Source organism: Streptomyces racemochromogenes (assembly GCF_044129415.1).
GTDB classification, from domain to species: Bacteria; Actinomycetota; Actinomycetes; order Streptomycetales; family Streptomycetaceae; genus Streptomyces; species Streptomyces racemochromogenes_A.
The window spans coordinates 18,944-39,534 of the sequence record NZ_JBBDHD010000009.1 but is presented as its reverse complement, the minus strand read 5'-3'; the positions used below and the strand labels follow the sequence as shown (position 1 = coordinate 39,534).

General features: G+C 74.5%; 31 protein-coding genes. 11 read left to right on the top strand and 20 right to left on the bottom strand.

The features are described from left to right. Positions 1 to 37: 37 nt before the first annotated feature. The 4 genes from WDV06_RS05550 to WDV06_RS05535 all read right to left on the bottom strand — a co-directional run bounded on the left by WDV06_RS05550 (position 38) and on the right by WDV06_RS05535 (position 2,525). Positions 38 to 880 carry an SDR family oxidoreductase gene (locus WDV06_RS05550; RefSeq protein WP_395508494.1) on the bottom strand — a complete coding sequence of 281 codons (843 nt, stop codon included), beginning with the start codon at positions 878 to 880 and terminating at the stop codon, positions 38 to 40. A gap of 138 nt (positions 881 to 1,018) precedes the next feature. Further along, positions 1,019 to 1,279, bottom strand: coding sequence for a hypothetical protein (locus WDV06_RS05545; protein ID WP_395508493.1), 261 nt, complete (start codon positions 1,277 to 1,279; stop codon positions 1,019 to 1,021). Next, a complete protein-coding gene (locus WDV06_RS05540) occupies positions 1,276 to 1,572 on the bottom strand; it encodes a DUF6247 family protein (RefSeq protein ID WP_395508492.1) in 297 nt (98 codons plus the stop codon). The genes WDV06_RS05545 and WDV06_RS05540 overlap by 4 nt, the downstream gene beginning before the upstream one ends. 89 nt (positions 1,573 to 1,661) lie before the next feature. After that, positions 1,662 to 2,525, bottom strand: a complete 864-nt coding sequence (locus WDV06_RS05535) for a helix-turn-helix transcriptional regulator (protein WP_395508491.1) — start codon at positions 2,523 to 2,525, stop codon at positions 1,662 to 1,664. 150 nt (positions 2,526 to 2,675) lie between these two features. Between WDV06_RS05535 and WDV06_RS05530 the strand changes: the two genes are divergently transcribed. After that, on the top strand, positions 2,676 to 3,455 hold the full coding sequence (locus WDV06_RS05530) for an NAD(P)H-dependent oxidoreductase (RefSeq protein ID WP_395508490.1): 780 nt from the start codon (positions 2,676 to 2,678) through the stop codon (positions 3,453 to 3,455). 46 nt (positions 3,456 to 3,501) lie between these two features. Here the strand turns inward: WDV06_RS05530 and WDV06_RS05525 are convergent, their stop codons facing one another. Together WDV06_RS05525 and WDV06_RS05520 are read right to left on the bottom strand one after the other, a co-directional pair. Next, positions 3,502 to 4,353, bottom strand: coding sequence for an endonuclease/exonuclease/phosphatase family protein (locus WDV06_RS05525; protein ID WP_395508489.1), 852 nt, complete (start codon positions 4,351 to 4,353; stop codon positions 3,502 to 3,504). A gap of 82 nt (positions 4,354 to 4,435) precedes the next feature. Beyond that, positions 4,436 to 5,419 (bottom strand): LuxR family transcriptional regulator, encoded by a 984-nt coding sequence (locus WDV06_RS05520; protein ID WP_395508488.1) that lies wholly within the window; start codon positions 5,417 to 5,419, stop codon positions 4,436 to 4,438. Between the two features lie 148 nt (positions 5,420 to 5,567). Between WDV06_RS05520 and WDV06_RS05515 the strand changes: the two genes are divergently transcribed. Further along, entirely contained in the window at positions 5,568 to 6,980 is a 1,413-nt protein-coding gene (locus WDV06_RS05515; RefSeq protein WP_395508487.1) for an aminopeptidase P family protein, read from the top strand. Positions 6,981 to 6,990: 10 nt separating this feature from the next. Here WDV06_RS05515 and WDV06_RS05510 read toward each other — a convergent pair whose 3' ends face one another. The 4 genes from WDV06_RS05510 to WDV06_RS05495 all read right to left on the bottom strand — a co-directional run bounded on the left by WDV06_RS05510 (position 6,991) and on the right by WDV06_RS05495 (position 9,406). After that, the gene (locus WDV06_RS05510; RefSeq protein WP_395508486.1) at positions 6,991 to 7,518 is read right to left on the bottom strand and encodes a hypothetical protein; all 528 of its coding nucleotides are present in this window, start codon (positions 7,516 to 7,518) and stop codon (positions 6,991 to 6,993) included. Between the two features lie 63 nt (positions 7,519 to 7,581). Beyond that, entirely contained in the window at positions 7,582 to 8,022 is a 441-nt protein-coding gene (locus WDV06_RS05505) for a DUF2267 domain-containing protein (RefSeq protein ID WP_395508485.1), read from the bottom strand. A gap of 39 nt (positions 8,023 to 8,061) precedes the next feature. Next, positions 8,062 to 8,457, bottom strand: coding sequence for a DUF2267 domain-containing protein (locus tag WDV06_RS05500; RefSeq protein ID WP_395508484.1), 396 nt, complete (start codon positions 8,455 to 8,457; stop codon positions 8,062 to 8,064). Positions 8,458 to 8,977: 520 nt separating this feature from the next. Beyond that, positions 8,978 to 9,406: an Hsp20/alpha crystallin family protein gene (locus tag WDV06_RS05495; protein WP_395508483.1), complete on the bottom strand. Its 429-nt coding sequence runs from the start codon at positions 9,404 to 9,406 to the stop codon at positions 8,978 to 8,980. A gap of 74 nt (positions 9,407 to 9,480) precedes the next feature. Between WDV06_RS05495 and WDV06_RS05490 the strand changes: the two genes are divergently transcribed. Then, on the top strand, positions 9,481 to 10,197 hold the full coding sequence (locus WDV06_RS05490; RefSeq protein WP_395508482.1) for a hypothetical protein: 717 nt from the start codon (positions 9,481 to 9,483) through the stop codon (positions 10,195 to 10,197). Between the two features lie 46 nt (positions 10,198 to 10,243). Further along, positions 10,244 to 10,681: a glutaredoxin domain-containing protein gene (locus WDV06_RS05485; RefSeq protein ID WP_395508481.1), complete on the top strand. Its 438-nt coding sequence runs from the start codon at positions 10,244 to 10,246 to the stop codon at positions 10,679 to 10,681. 63 nt (positions 10,682 to 10,744) lie between these two features. Here the strand turns inward: WDV06_RS05485 and WDV06_RS05480 are convergent, their stop codons facing one another. The 3 genes from WDV06_RS05480 to WDV06_RS05470 form a co-directional block, all read right to left on the bottom strand. Continuing rightward, entirely contained in the window at positions 10,745 to 11,194 is a 450-nt protein-coding gene (locus WDV06_RS05480) for an SRPBCC family protein (RefSeq protein ID WP_395508480.1), read from the bottom strand. A 148-nt stretch (positions 11,195 to 11,342) separates the two neighbouring features. After that, the gene (locus WDV06_RS05475) at positions 11,343 to 11,624 is read right to left on the bottom strand and encodes a DUF3253 domain-containing protein (protein WP_395508479.1); all 282 of its coding nucleotides are present in this window, start codon (positions 11,622 to 11,624) and stop codon (positions 11,343 to 11,345) included. Positions 11,625 to 11,661: 37 nt separating this feature from the next. Beyond that, positions 11,662 to 11,841: a hypothetical protein gene (locus WDV06_RS05470; RefSeq protein ID WP_395508478.1), complete on the bottom strand. Its 180-nt coding sequence runs from the start codon at positions 11,839 to 11,841 to the stop codon at positions 11,662 to 11,664. A 131-nt stretch (positions 11,842 to 11,972) separates the two neighbouring features. Between WDV06_RS05470 and WDV06_RS05465 the strand changes: the two genes are divergently transcribed. Further along, positions 11,973 to 12,275 (top strand): hypothetical protein, encoded by a 303-nt coding sequence (locus WDV06_RS05465; protein ID WP_395508477.1) that lies wholly within the window; start codon positions 11,973 to 11,975, stop codon positions 12,273 to 12,275. 22 nt (positions 12,276 to 12,297) lie between these two features. On the opposite strand, the gene WDV06_RS05460 is transcribed toward WDV06_RS05465, so the two are convergent. After that, positions 12,298 to 12,597, bottom strand: a complete 300-nt coding sequence (locus WDV06_RS05460; RefSeq protein WP_395508476.1) for a DUF6479 family protein — start codon at positions 12,595 to 12,597, stop codon at positions 12,298 to 12,300. 150 nt (positions 12,598 to 12,747) lie between these two features. On the opposite strand from WDV06_RS05460, the gene WDV06_RS05455 reads away from it, so the two are divergent. Beyond that, positions 12,748 to 13,197: a TraR/DksA family transcriptional regulator gene (locus WDV06_RS05455; protein ID WP_395508475.1), complete on the top strand. Its 450-nt coding sequence runs from the start codon at positions 12,748 to 12,750 to the stop codon at positions 13,195 to 13,197. Positions 13,198 to 13,242: 45 nt separating this feature from the next. Here the strand turns inward: WDV06_RS05455 and WDV06_RS05450 are convergent, their stop codons facing one another. Then, positions 13,243 to 14,004 (bottom strand): class I SAM-dependent methyltransferase, encoded by a 762-nt coding sequence (locus tag WDV06_RS05450; RefSeq protein ID WP_395508562.1) that lies wholly within the window; start codon positions 14,002 to 14,004, stop codon positions 13,243 to 13,245. 258 nt (positions 14,005 to 14,262) lie between these two features. Here WDV06_RS05450 and WDV06_RS05445 point away from each other — a divergent pair, with 258 nt between their 5' ends. Next, the gene (locus WDV06_RS05445; protein ID WP_395508474.1) at positions 14,263 to 14,466 is read left to right on the top strand and encodes a cold-shock protein; all 204 of its coding nucleotides are present in this window, start codon (positions 14,263 to 14,265) and stop codon (positions 14,464 to 14,466) included. Positions 14,467 to 14,549: 83 nt separating this feature from the next. On the opposite strand, the gene WDV06_RS05440 is transcribed toward WDV06_RS05445, so the two are convergent. Continuing rightward, a complete protein-coding gene (locus WDV06_RS05440; protein WP_395508473.1) occupies positions 14,550 to 15,287 on the bottom strand; it encodes a carbon-nitrogen hydrolase family protein in 738 nt (245 codons plus the stop codon). Continuing rightward, positions 15,284 to 15,619 (bottom strand): hypothetical protein, encoded by a 336-nt coding sequence (locus tag WDV06_RS05435; RefSeq protein ID WP_395508472.1) that lies wholly within the window; start codon positions 15,617 to 15,619, stop codon positions 15,284 to 15,286. The genes WDV06_RS05440 and WDV06_RS05435 overlap by 4 nt, the downstream gene beginning before the upstream one ends. A 207-nt stretch (positions 15,620 to 15,826) precedes the next feature. Here WDV06_RS05435 and WDV06_RS05430 point away from each other — a divergent pair, with 207 nt between their 5' ends. Continuing rightward, positions 15,827 to 16,315, top strand: a complete 489-nt coding sequence (locus tag WDV06_RS05430; RefSeq protein ID WP_395508471.1) for a hypothetical protein — start codon at positions 15,827 to 15,829, stop codon at positions 16,313 to 16,315. Here the strand turns inward: WDV06_RS05430 and cynS are convergent. Next, on the bottom strand, positions 16,275 to 16,745 hold the full coding sequence (cynS, locus tag WDV06_RS05425) for a cyanase (RefSeq protein ID WP_395508470.1): 471 nt from the start codon (positions 16,743 to 16,745) through the stop codon (positions 16,275 to 16,277). The genes WDV06_RS05430 and cynS overlap by 41 nt on opposite strands. Before the next feature lie 46 nt (positions 16,746 to 16,791). Further along, complete coding sequence (locus WDV06_RS05420; RefSeq protein ID WP_395508469.1) at positions 16,792 to 17,361, bottom strand: carbonic anhydrase; 570 nt, start codon at positions 17,359 to 17,361, stop codon at positions 16,792 to 16,794. A gap of 112 nt (positions 17,362 to 17,473) precedes the next feature. Between WDV06_RS05420 and cynR the strand changes: the two genes are divergently transcribed. The 3 genes from cynR (at position 17,474) to WDV06_RS05405 (ending at position 20,108) form a co-directional block, all read left to right on the top strand. Further along, on the top strand, positions 17,474 to 18,385 hold the full coding sequence (cynR, locus tag WDV06_RS05415) for a transcriptional regulator CynR (protein WP_395508468.1): 912 nt from the start codon (positions 17,474 to 17,476) through the stop codon (positions 18,383 to 18,385). A 98-nt stretch (positions 18,386 to 18,483) separates the two neighbouring features. Beyond that, on the top strand, positions 18,484 to 19,179 hold the full coding sequence (locus WDV06_RS05410; protein WP_395508467.1) for an NAD(P)H-binding protein: 696 nt from the start codon (positions 18,484 to 18,486) through the stop codon (positions 19,177 to 19,179). A 140-nt stretch (positions 19,180 to 19,319) separates the two neighbouring features. Beyond that, the gene (locus WDV06_RS05405) at positions 19,320 to 20,108 is read left to right on the top strand and encodes an SDR family NAD(P)-dependent oxidoreductase (protein WP_395508466.1); all 789 of its coding nucleotides are present in this window, start codon (positions 19,320 to 19,322) and stop codon (positions 20,106 to 20,108) included. A 16-nt stretch (positions 20,109 to 20,124) separates the two neighbouring features. On the opposite strand, the gene WDV06_RS05400 is transcribed toward WDV06_RS05405, so the two are convergent. Beyond that, positions 20,125 to 20,478, bottom strand: coding sequence for a YrdB family protein (locus WDV06_RS05400; protein ID WP_395508465.1), 354 nt, complete (start codon positions 20,476 to 20,478; stop codon positions 20,125 to 20,127). Positions 20,479 to 20,591 lie beyond the last annotated feature (113 nt).

The window sequence follows — 20,591 nt, the reverse complement described above, 5'->3', positions numbered from 1 at the left end:
GTTTCGCCCTCGACAGGGCAACGGTGGTGGGTGCCGGTCAGTTCGGCTCCGGCCTGTTCCCGCTCAGGAACTCGCGGGCGCCGCGGAGCCGGGTGCGCAGCTTCTGTTGGGTGGTGCGGCTGTCGAGTCGTACGTCGAGCCCGCCGGGCAGGCCCGTACCAGAGCGGCGTGCGGAGGGCAGCCGAGCGGGGTCGAGCCCGTCGCGGCGGGCGATGAGCTCGCCCAGCTCGTAGCGGCTCAGGGCGTCAGGACCAGCGAGGTGGAAGACACCGGCCGCGTTGGAGAGGGCGATCTCCCACAGGGCCGCAGCCAGGTCGTTCACGTGGACGGGGCAGCGGATGTCGTCGGTGAACAAGGCGCCTTGCCGGGTGCCGGCTGCCAGCGCGTGCACCAGCTGCTCGTGCTCGGAGCGGCCGTGCCCGATGATCAGCGAGGTGCGGGCGACGGCCGCGTCGGGACACAGGAGACGTACAGCGGTCTCGGCAGCCGCCTTCGCGGCCCCGTACGGGGTGAGCGGGTCAGGAAGACAGGATTCGTCGTACGAGTCGCGGCCCGTTCCGGAGAAGACGGCGTCGCTGGAGACGTGGACCAGGCGGATGGAGCGGCGGGCCGCGGCCTGGGCGAGTCGCATCCCGCCTTCGGCTGTGGCCGCCCAGTCCGCTCCGCCGCTCATCGCGTTGATCAGCACGGCCGGAGCCACCGTGTCGAGGACCTTCTCCAAACGGATGGGGTCGCGAAGATCGAGGCGGTGCCAGGTCGCCCTGCCGTCATCGCAGGCACCGGAGTGGAACGTGGCGGCCGGGCGCCCGCCCGCGGCTACCGCCTGGCGTACCAGCTCGGCACCCAGGAACCCGCTGCCGCCGACGATCAGCACACTCATGCCGCCTCACGCTAACGGCAACCAGTGCCCCGGGGGGGGGTGCTTCGACGGAACCCGCCCACCTACCAGAGCGGGCCAAACCGGCCGAGGGGGCACTTCCCGGCGGTGGCCGGGGGAACAGGATCCGGAAGAGACGGCCTAGCCGAGCCAGACGATGTCCAGGATGGACAGGTGGCGGGTGAGTCGGTTGGTCACGTAGACGACGGAGAGGTGGCCGACGGATGCGGCGCGGACGTCTTCGCCCTCCGGGTCGCCGGTGTTCCACTGGGGCCAGCCCCACGGGGAGCGCACCGCGATGTCGAGGACGTCGCGGACCATCTCCCGCGCGTGTTCGGGGAGCGCGGTGAGGACCTTCGCGGCGTGCGGGGACAGGCGCACCGCCCACGGCCGAGCGGTCATCGGCGGGTGCCGAGGACGTCGTCCAGGTCCACGAAGGCGCTCTCGTCGCGGCCGGTGTCCATGTACGCGTCGACGGCCGGGGCCGCGGCGACCCGCAGCTGCCAGGTGCGTACGACGTCGTGGAGCGGGGTGAGGCTGTAGGTGTGGCGCGAGTCCTCCAGCGCCTTGGCCCAGTCCCGGTCGAAGGCGGGCACCCAGGTGTCGGCGCGGCGGTCGTCGCGCAGCCGGGCCAGGAGTCGGGCGGCGGCGGCCGGGGCCGGCGGGGCGGGGGCTTCCTCGGGTTGCGCGCTCACGGGCTCCTCCTGACGGGTCGTACGCCCACGGTAGCCGTCGACGCGGCGCCGGGAGAGGGGTTCGGTGGTGCGGAGGGGGGCGGGAGGGGTCAGTCCCGGTTCCGGGTGCTCAGCGGGCGACGCGCTCCGGCGGTGTCGGCGGTGTCGGCGCCCAGGCCGGCGAGCAGCCGCAGTCCGTCCTCCGCCGGGCTGCCGGGGGCCGGCGTCAGCACCACCAGCTCGGCGCCGGACTCGTCCGGCAGTGCGAAGTTCTCCTGGTGCAGTTCCAGCGGTCCGACCAGGGGGTGCCGGTACGCCTTGGGTCCGTGGGTGCGGGCCCGTACGTCCGCGCGGGCCCAGAGGCGGCGGAAGCGCTCGCTGCCCATGGCCAGCTCGCCGATGAGGGAGGCCAGCCGCGGGTCGTCGGGGTGCTTTCCGGCGGCCAGGCGCAGGTGCCCGACCACGTCGAGGGTGCAGTTCTCCCAGTCCGCGTAGAGGCTGTACTCGCGCTCGGCCTCCTCCAGGAAGAGGTGCCGGGCGATGTTCGGGCCCGGCATCGGCAGGCCGAAGAGGAGCTCGGCGAGACGGTTCCCGGCGAGTACGTCCAGCCGGTGGTTCATGATCAGCGCGGGTGCGTCGGCGATCAGGGACAGGACGCGCAGCAGTTCCGGCCGGACCCGGCCGCCCGGCGTCCTGGCCGGGCGGCGGCGCTGCCGGGCGAGGCGGCAGAGGTGCCCGCGTTCGGTGTCGTCGAGACCGAGGACGCGGGCGAGCGCGTCGAGGACCTGGTCGGAGGGCTGGGTCGCGCGGCCCTGCTCCAGGCGCACGTAGTAGTCGACGCTGACACCCGACAGGTGCGCGACCTCTTCGCGGCGCAGCCCTTCGACCCGGCGGCGGTTGTCGGTGGGTATGCCGACGGCAGCCGGATCGACCCGGGAACGCCGGGTCCGCAGGAAGCCCGCGAGATCGTCCATGGCCCCCAGTATGGCCGTCGCTCCCCGCGTGAGGGTGGTACTGCCGTTACCAGGAAGTCCCGTCCGACGGAAGCGGCGCCCCTGAACGCCGGGCGCCGCGGCGGCCAGGATCGGAGGCAGCCGAAAGGCATCCGATCCGAAGGAGTTCCCATGAAGACGCTGATCGTCCACGCCCACCCGGAGCCGAAGTCGCTCAACGGCTCCCTGAAGGACCTGGCGGTGTCCACGCTGGAGGCCGCCGGACACGAGGTGCGGGTGAGCGATCTGTACGCGATGAACTGGAAGGCCGTCGTGGACGCCGCGGACTACGGCCCCGAGGCGTCGAGTCCGCTGAAGGTCGCCCGGGACTCGGGGCGGGCCTTCGAAGCCGGGACCCTCACTCCGGACGTCCTCGCCGAGCAGGAGAAGCTGCTGTGGGCCGACACGATCGTCTTCCAGTTCCCGCTGTGGTGGTACACGATGCCCGCGATCCTCAAGGGATGGGTGGACCGGGTGTTCACCTACCGCTTCGCCTACGGCGTCGGCGAGCACAGCGACACCCGGTACGACGAGCGCTTCGGCGAGGGCACCCTCGCGGGCAGGAGGGCCCTGCTGTCGGTGACCGTAGGCGGCCCGGAGCCGCACTACGCCGCTCGCGGGATCAACGGCCCCATCGACGACCTGCTGTTCCCGTTCCAGCACGGCATCCTGTACTACCCGGGCATCGAGGTGCTGCCGCCGTTCGTGCTGTACGCCACCGACCGGATGACCGACGCGGAGTACGCGGAGGCCGCCAAGGCCTGGGAACAGCGGCTCCTCACGCTGGAGTCGACGGAGCCGATCGCGTTCAGGCGGCAGAACTTCGGGGACTACGAGATCCCCTCGCTGCACCTGAAGGAAGGGCTGGAGCCCTCTGGCCGCACCGGGTTCGGGCTGCACGTGCGCGGCTGACCCCCCGGCCCGGGGGCGTCCGCGGTGGCCGGCGCCCCACGGCCCGTCAGCCCCGGTTCAGGTCGGTGTACAGCACGTGGTGGTCCGAGTACGGGCTGGGGCGGACGCGGTGCGTGCGCGGGGTGATGCCGCGCAGGAACACGTAGTCGAACGTGCTGTTCCAGTCGGTGGTCGCCGTGCAGGTGTCGGCGACGCCGCCGGCGGCCGCGGGCCGGCAGCCCGGGTCCGCGTCCGTGGCCAGCGCCCACATCGGGCCGAGTTCGGGCGCTTGCGGCACGGCGTTGAAGTCGCCGAGGACGATGGCGCGCTCGTGGCGGGCGACCTCCGCGGCGAGCACCCGCACCTGGCCCGCCCGCGCCTGCGGCTGCCGGCGCTCGGCGAGGTGGGTGTTGAACACGCGGACGGGACGGCCGCCCACCAGCGTGGTGACGGCCAGGTATCCGCGGTCCTCGGAGCCGCCGTCGGGGTAGGCGACGTTCATCCGCTCCGTCATCGGCGCGGCCGAGAGGATCGCCTGACCGTAGCCGCCCGGCCGCCACGGCAGTCCCCCGCAGCGGTTCCAGTTCCGCAGGACCGTCCCGTACTCGACCCGGTAGACCAGCCCGTAGACCTCCTCCAGGTGCCTGCGGATCTGCTCGACGTCACGTACGCACGCCTCCTGCAGGCCGATGACCTGCGGCGCGATGGCGGCGATCTCCTTCGCGCGACCGAAGTCGAGCCCGCTGCCGCCGCACGGATTGCAGATGTTCCACGTGGCGACCCGTTCCGGTACGGCCTCCCCGGCGGGCCGCCCGGCGAGGGGGACGTCACCGGCCGGTGCGCCGGGGCCCAGGAGCAGCGCCATGCAGACCGCGGCCGTCGCGCCCGCGGCCCACCGCGCGCCCCTTCTCAGCACCATCGCCTCCCCGGAGTGGACGGACATCATCACACGGCACCCTCCCGGCGGGGCCCCGGGGCCGGGGCCGGGCGCCGCGGCCGGGTCACAGCCAGCCGTTGCGCTGGGCCTGGAGGGCCATCTGGAAGCGGTTCTCGGCGCCCAGGCGGGCCATCAGGATCTGGAGCCGGCGGAAGAAGGTGCGGCGGCTGATGCCCAGTTCGCGGGCGATGACCTCGTCGGCGGCGCCGCCGGCGAGGAGGCGGAGCAGCCGGCGGTCGGCGGGCGCCAGGCCGGCCGGGCGGGTGGCGCGGCCGTGGAAGGGCAGGGCCTGCTGCCAGGTCTGCTCGAACAGGGCGACCAGTGCCGAGAGCAGGCCGCACGGCTGGACCACCAGGGTCGTGTGGTGCACGTCGGCCTCCCTGATCGACAGGGACACCAGCGCGTACGCCTCGTCGATGATCAGCAGTTTGACCGGCACCGTCGGCGCCACCCGGGCCTGCTCACCCGCCTCGATGCAGGGCTCGACGGCCGTCTCCAGCCGTCCGGGGGTCTCCAGTGACGCCTTCGAGTAGACGACCCGCTGCGTCACCCCCCTGGCGAGGGTCGCCAGCGCGTCGTCGAGGGCTTCGGTCTGCGGGAAGTAGGGCGGTGATTCCAACTGGCGGATCTGCTCGCGGGCGCTGGCCCAGGCCTGACGGAGCCTCGGCCCGACGGCGTCGCCGGTCACCACTTCGACGAGGTGTTCGTCGTGCGCCGTGAGCCGCCGGCGGCGGAACGATTCGAACGCGCCGCCCACGGCGATGCGGGAGGCCTCCAGTTCGGCCGCGCGGTGCCTGGCGAGGACCTCCAGGCCGGCGGCGGGCGGCACCGGCGCCACCACGTCCGCGCCCTCCTCGGCGGCTCCGGCCAGCCCGGCGTCGACGAGTTCGGCGTACGCCGCGGCGAACTCGGCGCCCTCCAGCCCGGCCGCACGCCCGATGTCGGCGAGGGGTGCGGGGGCCAGTTCCAGGAGTGACAGGTAGACGCGGCCCGCTGCGGGGCCGATCCCCAGCATCCGCAGGGCCTCGCCGAGTTTCGCGTTCGCCATGCCCCGCATTATCGACGACCGCGGGGCCCGGTTGGCCGATCGGTGCCACTGGCACGCCGGGGCCTCCCGAGGGCGCGCGGCCGCAGTACCGTCCGGGCAGCGCCGGGGTCTCCCGGCGGTCGGACCCGTCCGGAAGAAGGTGCACGACGTGGCGAACGCACGCAAGAACGGCCTCTACTCGGAGATCTCCGGGGAACTGTCCGCCCTGATGAGGACGGGCTGGGCGGACACCGAACGCCGCGGCCTCCCGCTCGACGAGCAGGCCCCCTACGCGGCCCTGCGCCGCGCCGCGCTCTCCGCGCGCTTCCCCGGCGAGCGGCTGGTGGTCCCGTCCGGCAACCTCAAGACCCGCTCGAACGACGACACCTACCCGTTCCGCCCCTACTCCGGCTACGTCCACATGACCGGGGACCGGGCCCGGGACGGCGCGCTCGTCCTCGAACCCCGTCCGGACGGCGGCCACGACGCCCACTGCTACCTGCTGCCCCGCGACGGCCGGGACACCGACGAGTTCTGGCTGGGCTACACCGCCGAGCTGTGGATGGGCCGCCGCCGCTCCCTCGCAGAGTCGGAGGACGTGCTCGGGCTGCCCTGTCGGGACGTCCGCACGGCGGTGGGCGACCTGGCCGCCGCGCCCGACGTGCCCACGCGCATCGTCCGCGGCGTCGACCCGGCGCTGGAGGCCGCGGTCACCACCGACGCCGGGCGCGACGCCGAGCTGGAGGAGGTGCTGAGCGGGCTCCGCCTGGTCAAGGACGTCTGGGAGATCGGCGAGATGCGCAAGGCGGTCGACTCCACCGTGCGCGGCTTCACCGACTGCGTCGGCGAGCTCTCGCGGGCGGTGGCCTCCTCCGAGCGGTGGATCGAGGGCACCTTCTTCCGCCGGGCCCGGCTGGAGGGCAACTCCGTCGGGTACGGCTCGATCTGCGCCGCGGGCGACCACGCCACGATCATGCACTGGACGGACAACGACGGCCCGGTGCGCCCCGGTGACCTGCTCCTGCTCGACGCCGGTGTGGAGACCCACACCCTCTACACCGCCGACGTCACCCGCACCCTGCCCGTGACCGGCACGTTCACGCCGGTGCAGCGCACGGTGTACGACGCCGTGTACGAGGCCCAGGAGGCGGGCATCGCCGCCGTGAAGCCGGGGGCCGCGTACCGCGACTTCCACGTGGCGGCCCAGCGGTACCTGGCGGAGAAGCTCGTCGAGTGGGGCTTCATCGAGGGTCCGGCGGACCGGGCGTACGAGCTGGGCCTGCAGCGACGGTTCACCATGGCCGGCACCGGGCACATGCTCGGCCTGGACGTCCACGACTGCGCCCAGGCCCGCACGGAGGACTACGTCGAGGGCGTCCTGGAGCCGGGCATGGTGCTGACGGTGGAGCCGGGCCTGTACTTCCAGCCGGACGACCTCACGGTGCCGCAGGAGTGGCGCGGCATCGGCGTCCGGATCGAGGACGACCTGCTGGTGACGGCCGACGGCAACGAGAACCTGTCCGCGGGCCTGCCGCGCTCGGCGGACGAGGTCGAGGCGTGGATGGCCCGCGTGGCGGGCTGACCGGCGGGCCTCAGTGGCCGGTCATCGCCTTGACCCCCGCGACCGCCGTGCCGATCGCCGCGTCGATCGCGCCGGCGAGCAGGGCGAGGGCCGTTCCTCCGCCCATCCGGATCCCGCTGTAGCAGCCCCAGGCGAAGAGGGTGGCGACGTTGACCCCGGCTGCCGTGTACAGCGCCGTCGTCAGGTGCATGACGCCCAGTGCGGAGGCGCCGATCAGCAGGAGCGGGCCCACCGCCGACAGCAGCAGGGGGCTGCTGACGAAGAGCATGCGGCGCAGGTCCCGTCCCCGGGCGATGGCGCCGTGGGTGACCCGGTGGGCCTGCTGGTCGGCGACGAGCGCGGCCAGCCACAGGCCCAGCGCGGCGGTGCCGACCGTGGCCGCGGCCCCGGCGGCGTCCGGATGGCCGGTGCCCGCGAGACCGATGACGACGGAGATCATGGTGATCGTCGCGTAGAGCCGCTCCTTGAGGTGCGCCGTGGCCGTCGCCGTGTCCACCGCGTCCGGCGTACCCGCCGTGTCCGTCACCCGTTCCGCCACGGGGCCCACGGTAGGGGGCGGCCGCGGCGGGTCCGCGGAGCAACACCCGGCCCGCGTCCGGCGTCAGCGGCTGAGGCCGGACGTGAGGTCGGCCTGGCCGAAGAGGAGGGCGTAGCCGCTGGGGAGGCTGCGCAGGACGCGGGCGAGGAGGTCGGGACCGGCCAGGCGGGCGACGACGGCGAGGACGGCGCCGGTCTCCCAGCGGGCGACGGCCTGGCTGGTCCCGGCGCGGCTGGCCAGGTCCTTGACGAAGCCCCAGCCGGTCAGCTCGTCGAAGGCGGGCACCTGGGCGGTCAGGACGAGGGCGGCCTCCGTCGGCAGCCGGGCGGCCAGGTCGACCCGTTCGTCACCGGTGAGCCGACGGCCGAGGCCGGCCAGGACGCGGTGGACGGCTTCGGCCGCGCGCGCGGTGTCGGGGTAGGCGCCCTCGTGGCGCACCTCTTCCAGCAACTGCTCGTACGTCATCGCGGGGGCGGGCCGGCGGAGTTCGGCCTGGTCGTACACGGGACTGCTGCCTTTCTCGTCGCGGGCGGCGGGGGTGGGTCAGGCGGGGCGGGGGCGGCCGAAGAGGAGGTCGTAGCCCGGGGGGAGCTGGAGGAGGACTCGTTGCAGCAGGTCGTCGCCGATGGCGTCGGCGACGACGCTCAGCACCGCGCTGACGTCCCAGGCGGCGGTGGCCTCCGTCGCGCCCTCGATCCACGCGGCGGTGGCGCGTACGAACCGCTGCGGGTCCAGCGGCTCGTACGCCTCCAGCGGGTTGAGCAGGATCAGCGCGTACGCCTCGGGGAGCCGGGCGGCGACGCGGGCCCGGTCCTGGCCGACGAGGTGGGCCCCCAGGAGGGCGAGGACCACGCGGGCGGCGCGGTCGGCTTCCGCGCGGGAGGCGTACTCGCCGCGGTCTTGTACGCGCTCGATGAAGGCGTCCCAGCGCAGGGTCATGACGCGTGCCTCCAGAAGTGGGGCGTTGCTCGCGGACTGTGAGGGGACGGCTGCGGCGTCCGGCGCGGGCGGGAGGAGGGGAGGGGGATCCTCCCGCCCGCGGCCGGCGGCGGGACCCGCGGTCCGGACCGCCACCACTCCGCCGGGCGCCCGTGAGCCAGGTGCGGGGCGCCGGTGAGCCGGATGCCGCTGAACCGGATGCCGGTGAGCCGGGCGCCGCGCGCCGGTGAGCCGGACGCCGGTGAGCCGGACGCCGGTGGTGCCGGATGCCGGTGAGCCGCGCGCCGCGCGCCGGTGAGCCGGACGCCGGTAAGCCGGACGCCGGTAAGCCGGACGCCGGTAAGCCGGATGCCGGTGGTGCCGGATGCCGGTGAGCCGCGCGCCGCGCGCCGGTGAGCCGCGCGCCGGTGAGCCGGATGCCGGTGGTGCCGGATGCCGCGGAACCGGATGCCGGGTGCCGGTCCGCCCCGGCCGCCGTCCGGGCTGGCCGCTGGGAGCCGGGCGGCCGCCGGCCGGCCGGTCAGCCGGTGATCTGCTTGACGCTGCCGTCACCGATGGCGATCTTGCGCGGCTTGGCGCGTTCGGCGATCGGGATCCGCAGGGTCAGCACGCCCGCCTCGTAGTCCGCGGTGATGTGCTCGGTGTCGAGGGTGTCGGCCAGCGTGATCTGGCGGGAGAAGACACCCAGCGGCCGCTCGGAGAGCTCCATCTGGGCCTGGTCCGACTTGACGGTCGGCCGACGCTCGGCCTTGACGGTGAGCATGTTCCGCTCGACGTCGATGTCGATCGCGTCCTTGGCCACGCCCGGGACGTCGAAGGCGATCACGTACGCGTCGCCGTCGCGGTAGGCGTCCATCGGCATCGCGGACTGCTTCGACCAGGTTCCCGGGCCCGTCAGCTGCTGGGCGAGGCGGTCGAGCTCACGGAAGGGGTCGGTGCGCATCAGCATGGGAACCTCCTGATCGGTCTGCATCGGGTGCCAGTGCGCTTCGCGTACCACCGTTGTAACATGTCATCGAAACGATGACAACTGCGACCGACATCCCATCGATGACATCCTCTGGAGGCATCGTGCCCGCTGCTCCCCCGCCCGGCCCCCGGCCCGCCGGGTCGCCGGCGTCCTTCCTCGCGGCCGCGGCCGCCCTGGCCGCCATCGAGCGCGAACTCGGCGACGCCCACGGCCCGGCCGGCAACGCGCCCACCGACCCGCGGGAGGCCCTGGCCGCCCTGCTGCTCCTGCGCGAAGTCCGCGAACAACTCGCCGGCTGGGAGAGCGGGCTGATCGAAACCGCGCGGGACGCCGGCGCGAGCTGGGCCGACCTCGCCGCCCCCCTCGGCGTGGCCAGCCGCCAGGCCGCCGAACGCCGCTACCTGCGCCTGCGCCCCGGCCCCGAAGGCAGCACCGGCGAACAACGCGTCCAGGCCACCCGGGACTCGCGGGCCGCCCAGCGCACCGTCGACACCTGGGCCCGCGACCACGCCGCCGACCTGCGCCAACTCGCCGGCCAGGTCACCGCCCTCACTCCGCCCGACGCCCCCGCGCGCGCCTCCCTCGGCCAGGTCCGCGCCGCCCTCGCCGGCAATGACCCCGCCGACCTGGTGGCTCCCCTGACCGCCGCCGAACCGCACGTCCGCCCCGGCGACCCCGGCCTCGCGGACCGCATCACCGCCCTCCTCGACGAAACCGCCCGCCTCCGCCACTCCAGCGACCGGCAACGCCGCACCGGCACGGGGCAGTAGCCCCCGGCACACGTCCGCCCGGTGGCCGCCGATAGCATCCGGCACCATGACACGCGCCTGGATCCTGCCGATGCTGCTCCTGCTCAGCGGCTCGGCCGTCGCGACCGTGAAGGTCCTCGACGGGAGCCCCGGCACGGCCGCGGTGTGCCTGCTCGCGTTCGTGGCGCTCGCGTTCGTGAACTCGCCCCTGGTCTTCCCGAAGTCGATCAGCGCCGAGGAGGCACGGCGCCGCAGCGCGGTGGACGGCCGGCCGGTCGTCTACTGGCGGCCGGGCTGCAAGTACTGCATACGCCTGCGCATCCGGCTCGGCCGCAGCGCCCGCCGGGCGCACTGGGTCGACATCTGGCGCGACCCGGCGGGCGCCGCGGCGGTGAGAGCGGCCAACGACGGCAACGAGACCGTGCCGACCGTCGTCGTGGCGGGCACGCCCCGCACCAACCCCGATCCCGCCTGGGTACGCGAACGGCTCTCCCCCTCAGCGTGACCGGGAGGCCCGCCCGGCGAGCAGGGCGGCGGACCGACGGCGGACGGGCGGGGGCCCGGCCCGTCAGACGCTGCCGCGCCAGGCGCCCGTCTCCGTGCCGCGGTCCTCGATGAAGTGCTTGAACCGCTTCAGGTCGCCCTTGACCTGCCGGTCGACGAAGCCCAGCTTGTCGCCGATGTTCTCCGCCATCCCCTCGGGGTCGAAGTCCATCCTCAGTGTCACCTCCGTACGGGCCGGATCGATCGGCCGGAAGGTGACCAGGCCCGACTGCTCGGTCTCACCGCCCACGGTCACCCAGGCGACCTTCGTGTCAGGGACCTGCTCGATGATCTCCGCGTCGAACTCCCGTTCCACCCCGGCGACCTTCGTCACCCAGTGCGTGAGCGTGTCGCCGCGCTGCTCGATCCGCTCCACGCCCTCCATGAACCGGGGGAACGACTCGAACTGCGTCCACTGGTTGTAGGCCGTCGTCACCGGCACGTCGACCTCGATGGACTGCTTGACCTGCGACATCAGCAAGCTCCTTGGCTTCGGCTTCGGATCGTGCCGCCGACGGTCGCCGGCGGCCGGGGCGTCCCTGCCCCGCCGCCTCGCCTGCCCCGCCGCGGCCCGCCGACACCACCCGTCCGGGACCTCTTCCCGGAGCGGCAGCGGCGGCGGGTCAGCGGGCGCGCCGGATGCGGACCGGGCCGCGGGCCCGCTCCGGCTCGACGGGGCGGCCGCCCTGGGTGATCTCCACCGCGCCGGCCGTGACCAGCCGCCGGGCGGCGCGGCGGACCGGTTCCATGAGCGCGCGCCAGCCGTCGTCCCCTCCTCCGTACGCCGCCCGCGCGGCATCGGAGGGGCAGATCGTCGCGTCCGGTCCCCGACGGTCCAACAGGTCGAGGATGACCTCCTCCAGGCGCCGGCCCTGGTGCCCGTCCGGCTGCCGGTCGTCGTCCATCCCTCAAGTCTGGCACCGGTGCCCGGCCGCCCCGCGCTCAGCGGGCCCGGTCGGCCGGCGGGTCGTCCGCCTCCTTCAGGCCGAGCATGTCCAGCAGTATCTCCAGGTCCTCACTGCTGGTGGCGCGGGAAGCGACGGTACGGCGTGCCTCGGCGCGGTCCGCGGTACCCGTACGTGCCAGGAGGGCCGGCTCTTCGCAGCCGAAGGGGTCTCTCATCCCACCGATGCCACCACCCCCGAGGCGGTTCCGCAGCCGAGGCTGCTCCATCAGGCCCCCGCTCCCCGCGCCTGGTTGCCGGCCCGTCGACGGGGTAGAGGGGGTCCGCAGGCAAGGGAGAGGGAGGCACCATGTCCGAGGGAACCGAGGCCGTCGTCGAGGCCGCGCTGGAGCCGCACGAGCCGTCGCCCGGTGAGGCCCAGGCCCGCGACCGGGTGCGGGACGAGGCCACCGGCATGCGCCACCACGAGGCGGCGGCAGTGCTGGAGCGCCTGCTGGACGGCGTCGGCGACCCGGCCGAGGCCGACGCGCCCACCAGGGCCGCCCTGGCGGAATGGCATCGGATCACCGACCTCCTCGCCGCTCACGGCGGCCCCTACGCCCCCGAGGCCGACCCCTACGCCCAGGGCCAGCTGACGGCGCGCCACCGCTGACGCTGCCCGGGCCGCGCCGGGGTCACGGCCGCTCGTCCTCGGGAGAGCCGAAGTTGCCGTAGCCCTTCAGCTCGTGCGCGGTCCGACGGCTGCCGTCCGACGGGAACGACTGCGCTTCGGCCTCGCGGCTCTGCTCGGGACGCCCGGCACCGGCCGGCCGTCGGGGCTGCTCGGCCGTGGTGGGCGGCTTCGGCTCGGCGGCGCGCCGCTTCATGCCCCACCAGACGGCACCGATGAGCAGGACGACGACGATCAGACCGGCCGCCGAGGCGAAGGCGGTTCCCGAGGCGCTCGTCGCGAGCACGGAGGCTGAGTTGATCATGGAACCGTTTCCTTTCGTCGGACTCCCGTTCTCCACGGCGCGGCTGCCCGCCGGGTGGGGGACGAAACGGCGGACGGCCGGCCCGGCCGTGAGAGGTGGCCGCCGGACCGGCCCGGGGAATCGGGGACCGCGTAACGGTGTTGCCGCAGCATGGACAGCACGGGTGAGGCGCGGGCGGACGGCCGGGGCGGCCCCGCCTCGAACACCGCCGCCCCGACCGCCGGCCCGTCCGCCGTCGAGGCCGCCCGCGGACGCCTCGCGGCCGACCGTGCGGACACGCTCGCGCGGCTGGCGGCGCTGAGCCGCGACTTCGAGGGAATCGTCGCGGCGAACGCCCTGATCGCGGTCGACGACGAGCACGACCCCGAGGGCGGCACGACCGCGTTCGAGCGGGCTCACGTGGCGTCCCTGATGCAGCAGGCCCGCGCGCACCTGGAAGAGCTGGAGCTGGCACTCGACCGGCTCGAACGCGGCGCGTACGGGCGGTGCGAAGCCTGCGGCGGGGCGATCGCGCCCGAGCGGCTGGAGATCCGCCCGGCCACGACGACGTGCGTCCGCTGCGCGGCGGCCGCCCCGGGCCGGCCGCCTCGTCCCGCCTGACCCCGCCGCCCCGTCCGGGCGGAGCGCTCACCCGTCCGGCGGCCCTCAGGCCGCGGCGCGGAAGACGTACGCCGTCATCGGCGCGGTGACCGGCCCGGGACCGAGGCGGGCCGTCATCTCCTCGATGACCGTCGCCCGGACGGCCTCCCCGTCGCCGCGCTCCTCCACGGCCGCGCGAACGGGCGTCCCGGTGAGGTATCCGGTCGCCAGGTCGGCGATCGACTCGGACCGGCCCCGGAGCGTCAGTTCCCGCTGCTCCTCGACGGCGAACCCCGCGGCCGCCAGATCGGCGGCCGCCACGGCCGGGTCGGCGTAGCCGTGGGGAACCGTCGGGAAGAACCGCGGCGGGTCGGCCGGGAAGGCCCGCTCCAGCCCTGCCTGCAGCGCGGTTTCGAAGGCGTGCGTCCCGAGCGGCCCCCAGGTGTTGAACAAGAACCGGCCGCCCGGGGCCAGGACCCGCCGGACCTCGCCGAAGGCCGCGACGTGGTCGGGGAAGAACATGACACCGAACTGGCAGACGACCAGGTCGAAGCCTCCGTCCGGGAACGGCAGCCGCTGGGCGTCGGCCTGCCGCCACACCGCGCCCGGGACCCGGGCCGACCCGAGAGCGACCATCGCCTCGTTCAGGTCGGTGGCCGTCACCTCGGCCGACGGCGCCCTCGCGATCAGGTGCGACGTCAGCACGCCCGTTCCGGCCGCCAGTTCGAGGACGCGGCGGGGGCGGAGTGCCGCCGCCCTCGTGGCCAGGTCCTCGGCGAAGGGCCGGAAGACCACCGGCACCAGGTACTGCTCGTAGGCCGCCGGCATGGACTCCGACCACAGGTGGTCGGCAGGGGTTCCCGTCACTCCCCCGACGGTAGTACCGCGCGGGGCACGTCTCCCCCCGCCGCGCCGTGACGGATCCACCGGCGATGTTCCGCTGATCCGGTACCTTCTTCCCGGCAGTCCTGGCCGCCGCGAAGCGCGGTTGCGCATCGCGTATTGCGTGAGCGGTCGGGGAGTTCGTTGTTTCGGCAGGGTGCTGGTGATCGCCCGTGCTCTGTGATCGTGGCAAGGAGAACAGGTATGGCGACGGGCACGGTGAAGTGGTTCAACGCGGAGAAGGGTTTCGGGTTCATCGCGCAGGACGGCGGCGGGCCGGACGTCTTCGTCCACTACTCCGCGATCAACTCCACGGGCTTCCGTGAGCTCCAGGAGAACCAGCAGGTCACCTTCGACGTCACCCAGGGACCCAAGGGCCCCCAGGCGGAGAACGTCAGCGCCGCGTGACCGGCGCCGCCGTCTCCCGGTAGCGGCACCGCGCGGTCCCGCCCGCCCCGGCGGCGGGCGGGACACGCACGCCCGGCGCCCGCTCACCCGGCGAAGACCACCCGCACGATCTCATCGGGGGCGGCGCCCGCCTCCCCGAGCAGTTCCCCGCCGGCGGACCAGATGCCCGAACGGCCCGACGTACGGGCGAAGCCACCACCGGTCGGACCCGCGAAGGCCGCCATGGCGACCCACACCCCGTGCTCGGCCGCGACCCGGCGGGCGCGCTCGCCGTGGAGCCCGGCCTCGTGGCCGGCGTGGACGACCCCCGCCACGTAACCGTCGATCCCCAGCGCCGCCGTCCTCGCGGCGTGCTCGGGGACACCGGTGTCACGGCAGACGGCGAGCCCGAGCCGCCACCCGTCCACCTCGACCACGGCGGGCTCCCCCGGCACGAAGTGGGCCGCCTCGCTGCTGTGCAGGTACACCTTCCCGTACACCACCCGCGCGCCCGCGCCGTCCACGGCCAGGACGCCGATGCGCGGGCCCGGCACCGGCGCGCCGGCCAGGGCGAGGGTTCCCGTCCGCGCGCACGCGGCGACGAGCGGAGCCAGTCGTGCGTCGCCGGGGACGAGCGGCGCCGCGGCCGGGTCGTACCCCGTCAGCGACATCTCGGGGAAGACCACCACCCGGGCGTCCGCCGCCCGGACGGCCTCCGCGTGAGCCACCGCGTTGGCCGTGACGTCGTGAGCCGTGCACCTCGGCTGCGCCACCGCGACGGCCAGCGGCCGCTTCGCCGCGGCGGTGACGGGCGTGGCCCCGGGGATTACGGCCCCGCTCATCCGACCGGGCCCGCGGAGGGGTAGGCGCCCGGCCAGCCGGCGTGGTGGCGGGGCCGGTGCCGGCCCTGGGCCTCGTGCAGGAGGAGCACGAGGCCGGTGGCGCACATCGTGCCCGCCGACAGCACCACGGCCGCCGGCCACCAGTAGTTGCCGCTCCCCGCCAGGCACGGCCACAGCAGCGCCGAGGCGACGGCGAACACCGGGAGCAGCACGCTCCTGGCCCACAGGGGCAGCCTGCGGCTCGCCACCACGTACCCGAACCCGACGAGGACGGCGGGCACGATGGCGGCGGCCAGCCCCAAGGCGACGAGCAGGAGCAGAGCGAAGATCATGCGGCTGGCCTCCGGGGCGCGGCGGAACGGGCACACGGGCACACGGGCACACGGGCATGCGCGGCGGACCCCGCCCGTGACCGGCGGTCCGCTCGTACGGTCATCCTGACAGAGCCCTTGAACGTGTTCAATACCGGGTGGTGTTGACGCGCCGCTCAGGGGAGTTGGGGAAGAGTGGGACCGTCACGGCTTGAGGGGGGAGTGCCGATGTCCGTCCGGCTCCGAGGCCGTCGCCCCGGGCGGGAACGGCCCGCGCGGCCGCGTCCTCCCGTCACCCGGCTGCGTCTCGCCTGCCTCTTCGGCGGGGTGTTCCTGCTGGCCGGGACGGTGCTGTGCGCCGTCGGCCTCCTGCTGGCACGGCAGGCCGTCACCGAAGGCAGCGCGTCCGTCCTCGACCTGTGGTCGGCGGGTCCGGTGGTACTGGGCCCCGCCGACTGCCCCGTACCGGCGGACGGCGGACCGTCGCCGTGCCCGGCTGCGGACCTGCGGCTGCCCGACGACCCCCTGGTGTCGTCGGCGCCGCTCGTCCTGGCCGCCCTCGTACCCCCGTCGGCCGCCGCCGGGTACGTGACGGCCGGCTACGCCCTGGCACCGCTCCGGCGCATCGCCCTCGGCGCGGCTGCCGCGGGACGGGACGGGCGGGGCCCGGCGGAGGTCAGAAGGGCTTGGTCGGCAGGTACTTGCCGTCGAGGGTGATGACCGCGCGCTCGCCGCCCTCGGGGTCGGCGACCTTCTTCACGTCGAGCCTGAAGTTGATCGCGGAGATGATCCCGTCGCCGAACTCCTCGTGGACCAGGGCCTTCAGCGTCGTACCGTAGACCTGGAGCATCTCGTAGAAGCGGTACATGGTCGGATCCGTCGGGATCCGGTTCGGCATCGAACCGCGGACCGGGATGGTCCGCAGGAGCAGCGCCGCGTCCGCGTCCAGGCCCAGCAGGTCGGCGACGGCCTTGGCGGACGCCTCCGGCAGCGGGTGCTGGCCGAGGACGGCGGCGGTGGTGAAGGCCACCGACAGGCCGGAGGCCTCGGCGATCTGCTTCCATGACAGGTTCTTGGCGGTCTTCGCCGCCACGGCCTCGTCGGCCAGGGCCTCACGGGCGGTCTGCGTGAACTGTGCCTGCACCATGATCGGTACGTCCTTTCGGGGGTGTTCGGGTGGGGGTGGGTGGGTGTCAGGCCGCGGTGAGGTCGTCGACGCGGCCGGTGGGGATGTCGTAGACCCAGCCGTGCAGGGTGAGCCTGTCCTCCGCCAGGGCCCTGGCGACCGACGGGTGGGTGGCCAGGTTCGCCAGCTGGGCGCGTACGTTCTGCCGCACCAGGGCCGGGACGTCGCCGCCGGTGGCGGTACGGGCCACCGAGGCGTCGGCGAGCCGCAGCCAGTCGGCCACCGCCGGGGCACCGCTGAGGTCGTGGCCCTGGGCGAGGGCGGTCATCGCACCGCAGGCGGAGTGACCGCAGACGACGATGTCCCGCACTCCCAGTGCGGCGACCGCGTACTCGATGCTCGCCGCGACCCCGTCGGCGCCGGGTGCGTAGGCGGGCACCAGGTTGCCGGCGGTGCGGACGACGAACAGGTCGCCCGGCTCGGTGCCGGTGATCAGCTCGGGGACGACGCGGGCGTCGGAGCAGCCGATGAACAGGGCGTGCGGGCTGTGCTGCGTGGCCAGACGGGCGAAGAGCTCCGCCTTGGCCGGGAAGACGTTCCGCCGGAAACGGGCGACGCCTTCGATGAGGTCCTGCACGGTCACTCCCTTCGGGTGGTGGGCTCGTGACATCCACCCTGCATGACCTGTACCTATAGTGTCCAAGAGCTGTTGGGCCTAGAGGCTATTGGCTGCATCTATAGTGAGTCCCATGGCCGCCCTCGAACTGCGTCACCTGCGCTACCTGCTCGCCGTCGCGGAACACGGCACCTTCACCCGCGCCGCCGAGGAGCTCCACATCTCCCAGCCCACGCTCTCCCAGCAGATCAGACAGCTGGAGCGGACCCTGGGCGTGCAGCTGCTGGACCGCTCCGGCCGCACGGTACGGCTCACCGACGCCGGCTCCGTCTACGCCGACCACGCCCGCCGCGCGCTGCGCGACCTGGCCGCCGCCGAACGCGCCGTGCACGACGTCAAGGACCTCTCCCGCGGCCACCTGCACCTGGGCCTCACCCCCACCTTCACCGCCTACCTGATCGGCCCGCTCACCGCCGAGCTCCACACCCTCCACCCGGGCATCGGCCTCACCCTGACGGAGATGCCCCAGGACCGCATCGAAGCGGCCCTGCTGGCCGGCGACCTCGACCTCGGCATCGCCTTCGCCGGGCCCCACCCGCCCTCGATCGCCGCCACCCCGCTGTTCACGGAGACCCTCAGCCTCGTGACCGGCGCCGCCCGCGCCCGGGAGCTGCCCGGACCCCTGCCGGCCGACGCCCTCAAGGACGAGCAACTCGCCCTGCTCAGCGCCGACTTCACCACCCGCGCCCACATCGACGCCTACTTCGCCGGTCAGCGGGTCCGGCCCCGCATCACGGTCGAGGCGAACTCGATCCAGGCCCTCACCGAAATCGTCCGGCGCACCCCGCTCGCGACCGTCCTGCCCGACGCCGTCACCCACGACCACCCCCACCTCACCCCCGTCCCCCTCGACCCGCCCCTGCCCGCCCGCACCGTCACCCTCCTGCACCGTGAAGGCGCCTACGAGAGCGCCGCCACCCGCGCCTTCACCCGCCTCGCCCACGACCTCGTCCGCACCCGCGGCTACGCGCCGCCGCGGCCGTAGCCCAGCGGCCCGCACCGGGCCCGCCGGTGTGCCCGTACGGATGTGGCATCCTGCGGGGATTCCGGCGGGCCGGCCGCCGGCGGCGGAAAGGAACTCCCGTGACCCGCAGCGCGCTCCTGGTCGGAGCCACCGGACTGGTCGGCGGACAACTGCTGGCGCGGCTGCTGCGCGACCCGCGCTACGACCGCGTCACCGTGCTGGCCCGCCGCCCGCTCGGCCTCGTCCACCCGCGACTGGACGCCCGGGTGGTGGACTTCGCCAAGCTCGCGGCCGACGACGTGCCGGACGGGCGGCCGGGCGGGACCGACGTGTACGCCGCACTGGGCACCACGATCCGGCAGGCAGGCTCGCAGGAGGCCTTCCGCGAGGTGGACCAGCACCACACCGTACGGGTCGCCGCGCTGGCCCGGGACGCGGGCGCCGAGCGGATCGCCGTCGTCTCCTCGGTCGGCGCCGGATCCGGATCCCGGGCCTTCTACCTGCGGGTCAAGGGGGACATGGAGGCGGAGGTGACGGCGCTGGGCTACCCCCAGACCGAGTTCTTCCGGCCCTCCTTCATCCTCGGACGCCGCCCCTCGCACCGCCCGGGCGAGGGCCTCGGCAGCACCGCCGCGACCGTGCTGGGCCCGCTGCTGGCCGGGCCCGCGCGCCCCTACCGGCCGGTGCCCGCGGGCCGGCTGGCCGCCGCGATGATCGCCGCGCTGGCGGAGGACCGGCCCGGGGTGCGGGTGCGCACCCACGACGACTTCCTGGCCCTGGCCCCGGAGCCGGACGCCGCAGCCACCCGGGCGTGACGGGGGCCGGTCGGACGTGACGGGCGGCCGCTCCGGCGGAACCCGGGGAGCCGTCCGGACGTAACCCGGGCCGCCCGGCGCTCGTTGGGGGGCCGGTGGCCGGGAGGGACCCGGTCCGGGGCGAGCGGAGGCGGTGCGCCGTGCGGGCTGGCGGAGAACTGGTCGATCTGACCGGCAGGTCATGCCTGGTCACGGGCGCCGCCAGCGGCATCGGACGGGCCACCGCGGCCCTCTTCGCCCGGCTCGGCGCCCGGGTCACCGCCGCGGACCTGGACACGGCCGGGCTGACCGCGCTGCGCCGGGACTGCGCCGACCGGGGTGACGCGTACGAGGTGACCGTGGTGACCGGGGACGTCTCCCGGCCCGAGGACGCCGAGCGGATGACCGGCGCCGCGGTGACGGCGGGCGGCGGCCTGGACGTGCTCGTCGCCAACGCCGGGATCCTGCCTCTCTCGGGGCTCCTGGAGACCAGCGCCGAGGACTGGGACCGGGTGATGGCCGTCGACGGCCGCGGGATGTTCCTCTCCTGCAAGTACGCCATCGCGCAGATGGCCGGGCAGGCGACCGGCGGGTCCGTGGTGTGCGTCTCCTCGATCTCCGGCCTGGCCGGCCAGGCCCGCCAAGCCGCCTACGGGCCCGCGAAGTTCGTCGCCTCGGGGCTCACCAAGCACCTCGCGGTCGAGTGGGCCGGGCGCGGTGTCAGGGTCAACGCGGTCGCCCCCGGCACCATCCGGACCGAACGCGTCCAGCGCCTCGCGGACGAGCCCGGGGGCCCCGAGTACCTCGACGAGATGGCGACCCTGCACCCGCTCGGCCGCCTCGGCGAGCCCGAGGAGGTGGCCCGCGCCATCGCCTTCCTCGCCTCCGACGCCGCCTCCTTCGTCACCGGCAGCATCCTCCCCGTCGACGGCGGCTACCTGGCCCGGTAGCCGGCCCCGCCCGGCGTCAGGCGCGGTGCAGGCGGTCCAGTTCCGCGAGGGTGGTGTTGGCGACGGCCACCGCGGCGAAGACGACGGCGGGCTGGGTGCGGCCGAGGGCGTAGAGGGCGGCGGTGGCGGAGCCGAAGAAGAGGGCCTTCACGGCGAGTACGGCTACGAGCGGGACGGCGAAGGTCGCCTTGGGTGCTGCGAACAGGCCCCAGGCGGTGGCCGCGAGCGCGGGGGCGCCGACGGCCAGCAGGATCCGTACGGCGGTGTTCTGGCCGGTGGACCACCCCCACCAGGCCAGCAGGGCCGGCCCGGCCAGCTCCATGAGGAACGCCAGGCCTTCGTTGACGACGTGGAGCGGGGTGGGAAGCATCGGCCGGAGTGCCTTTCGCTGGGCGACGGCGGGCGGTCGGTGCATGAGATCAGGCCGAGCATGGTCATGAACAGGCCAAGCACGGCTCTTCCTCCCGGCCGGCCGCCGCATTC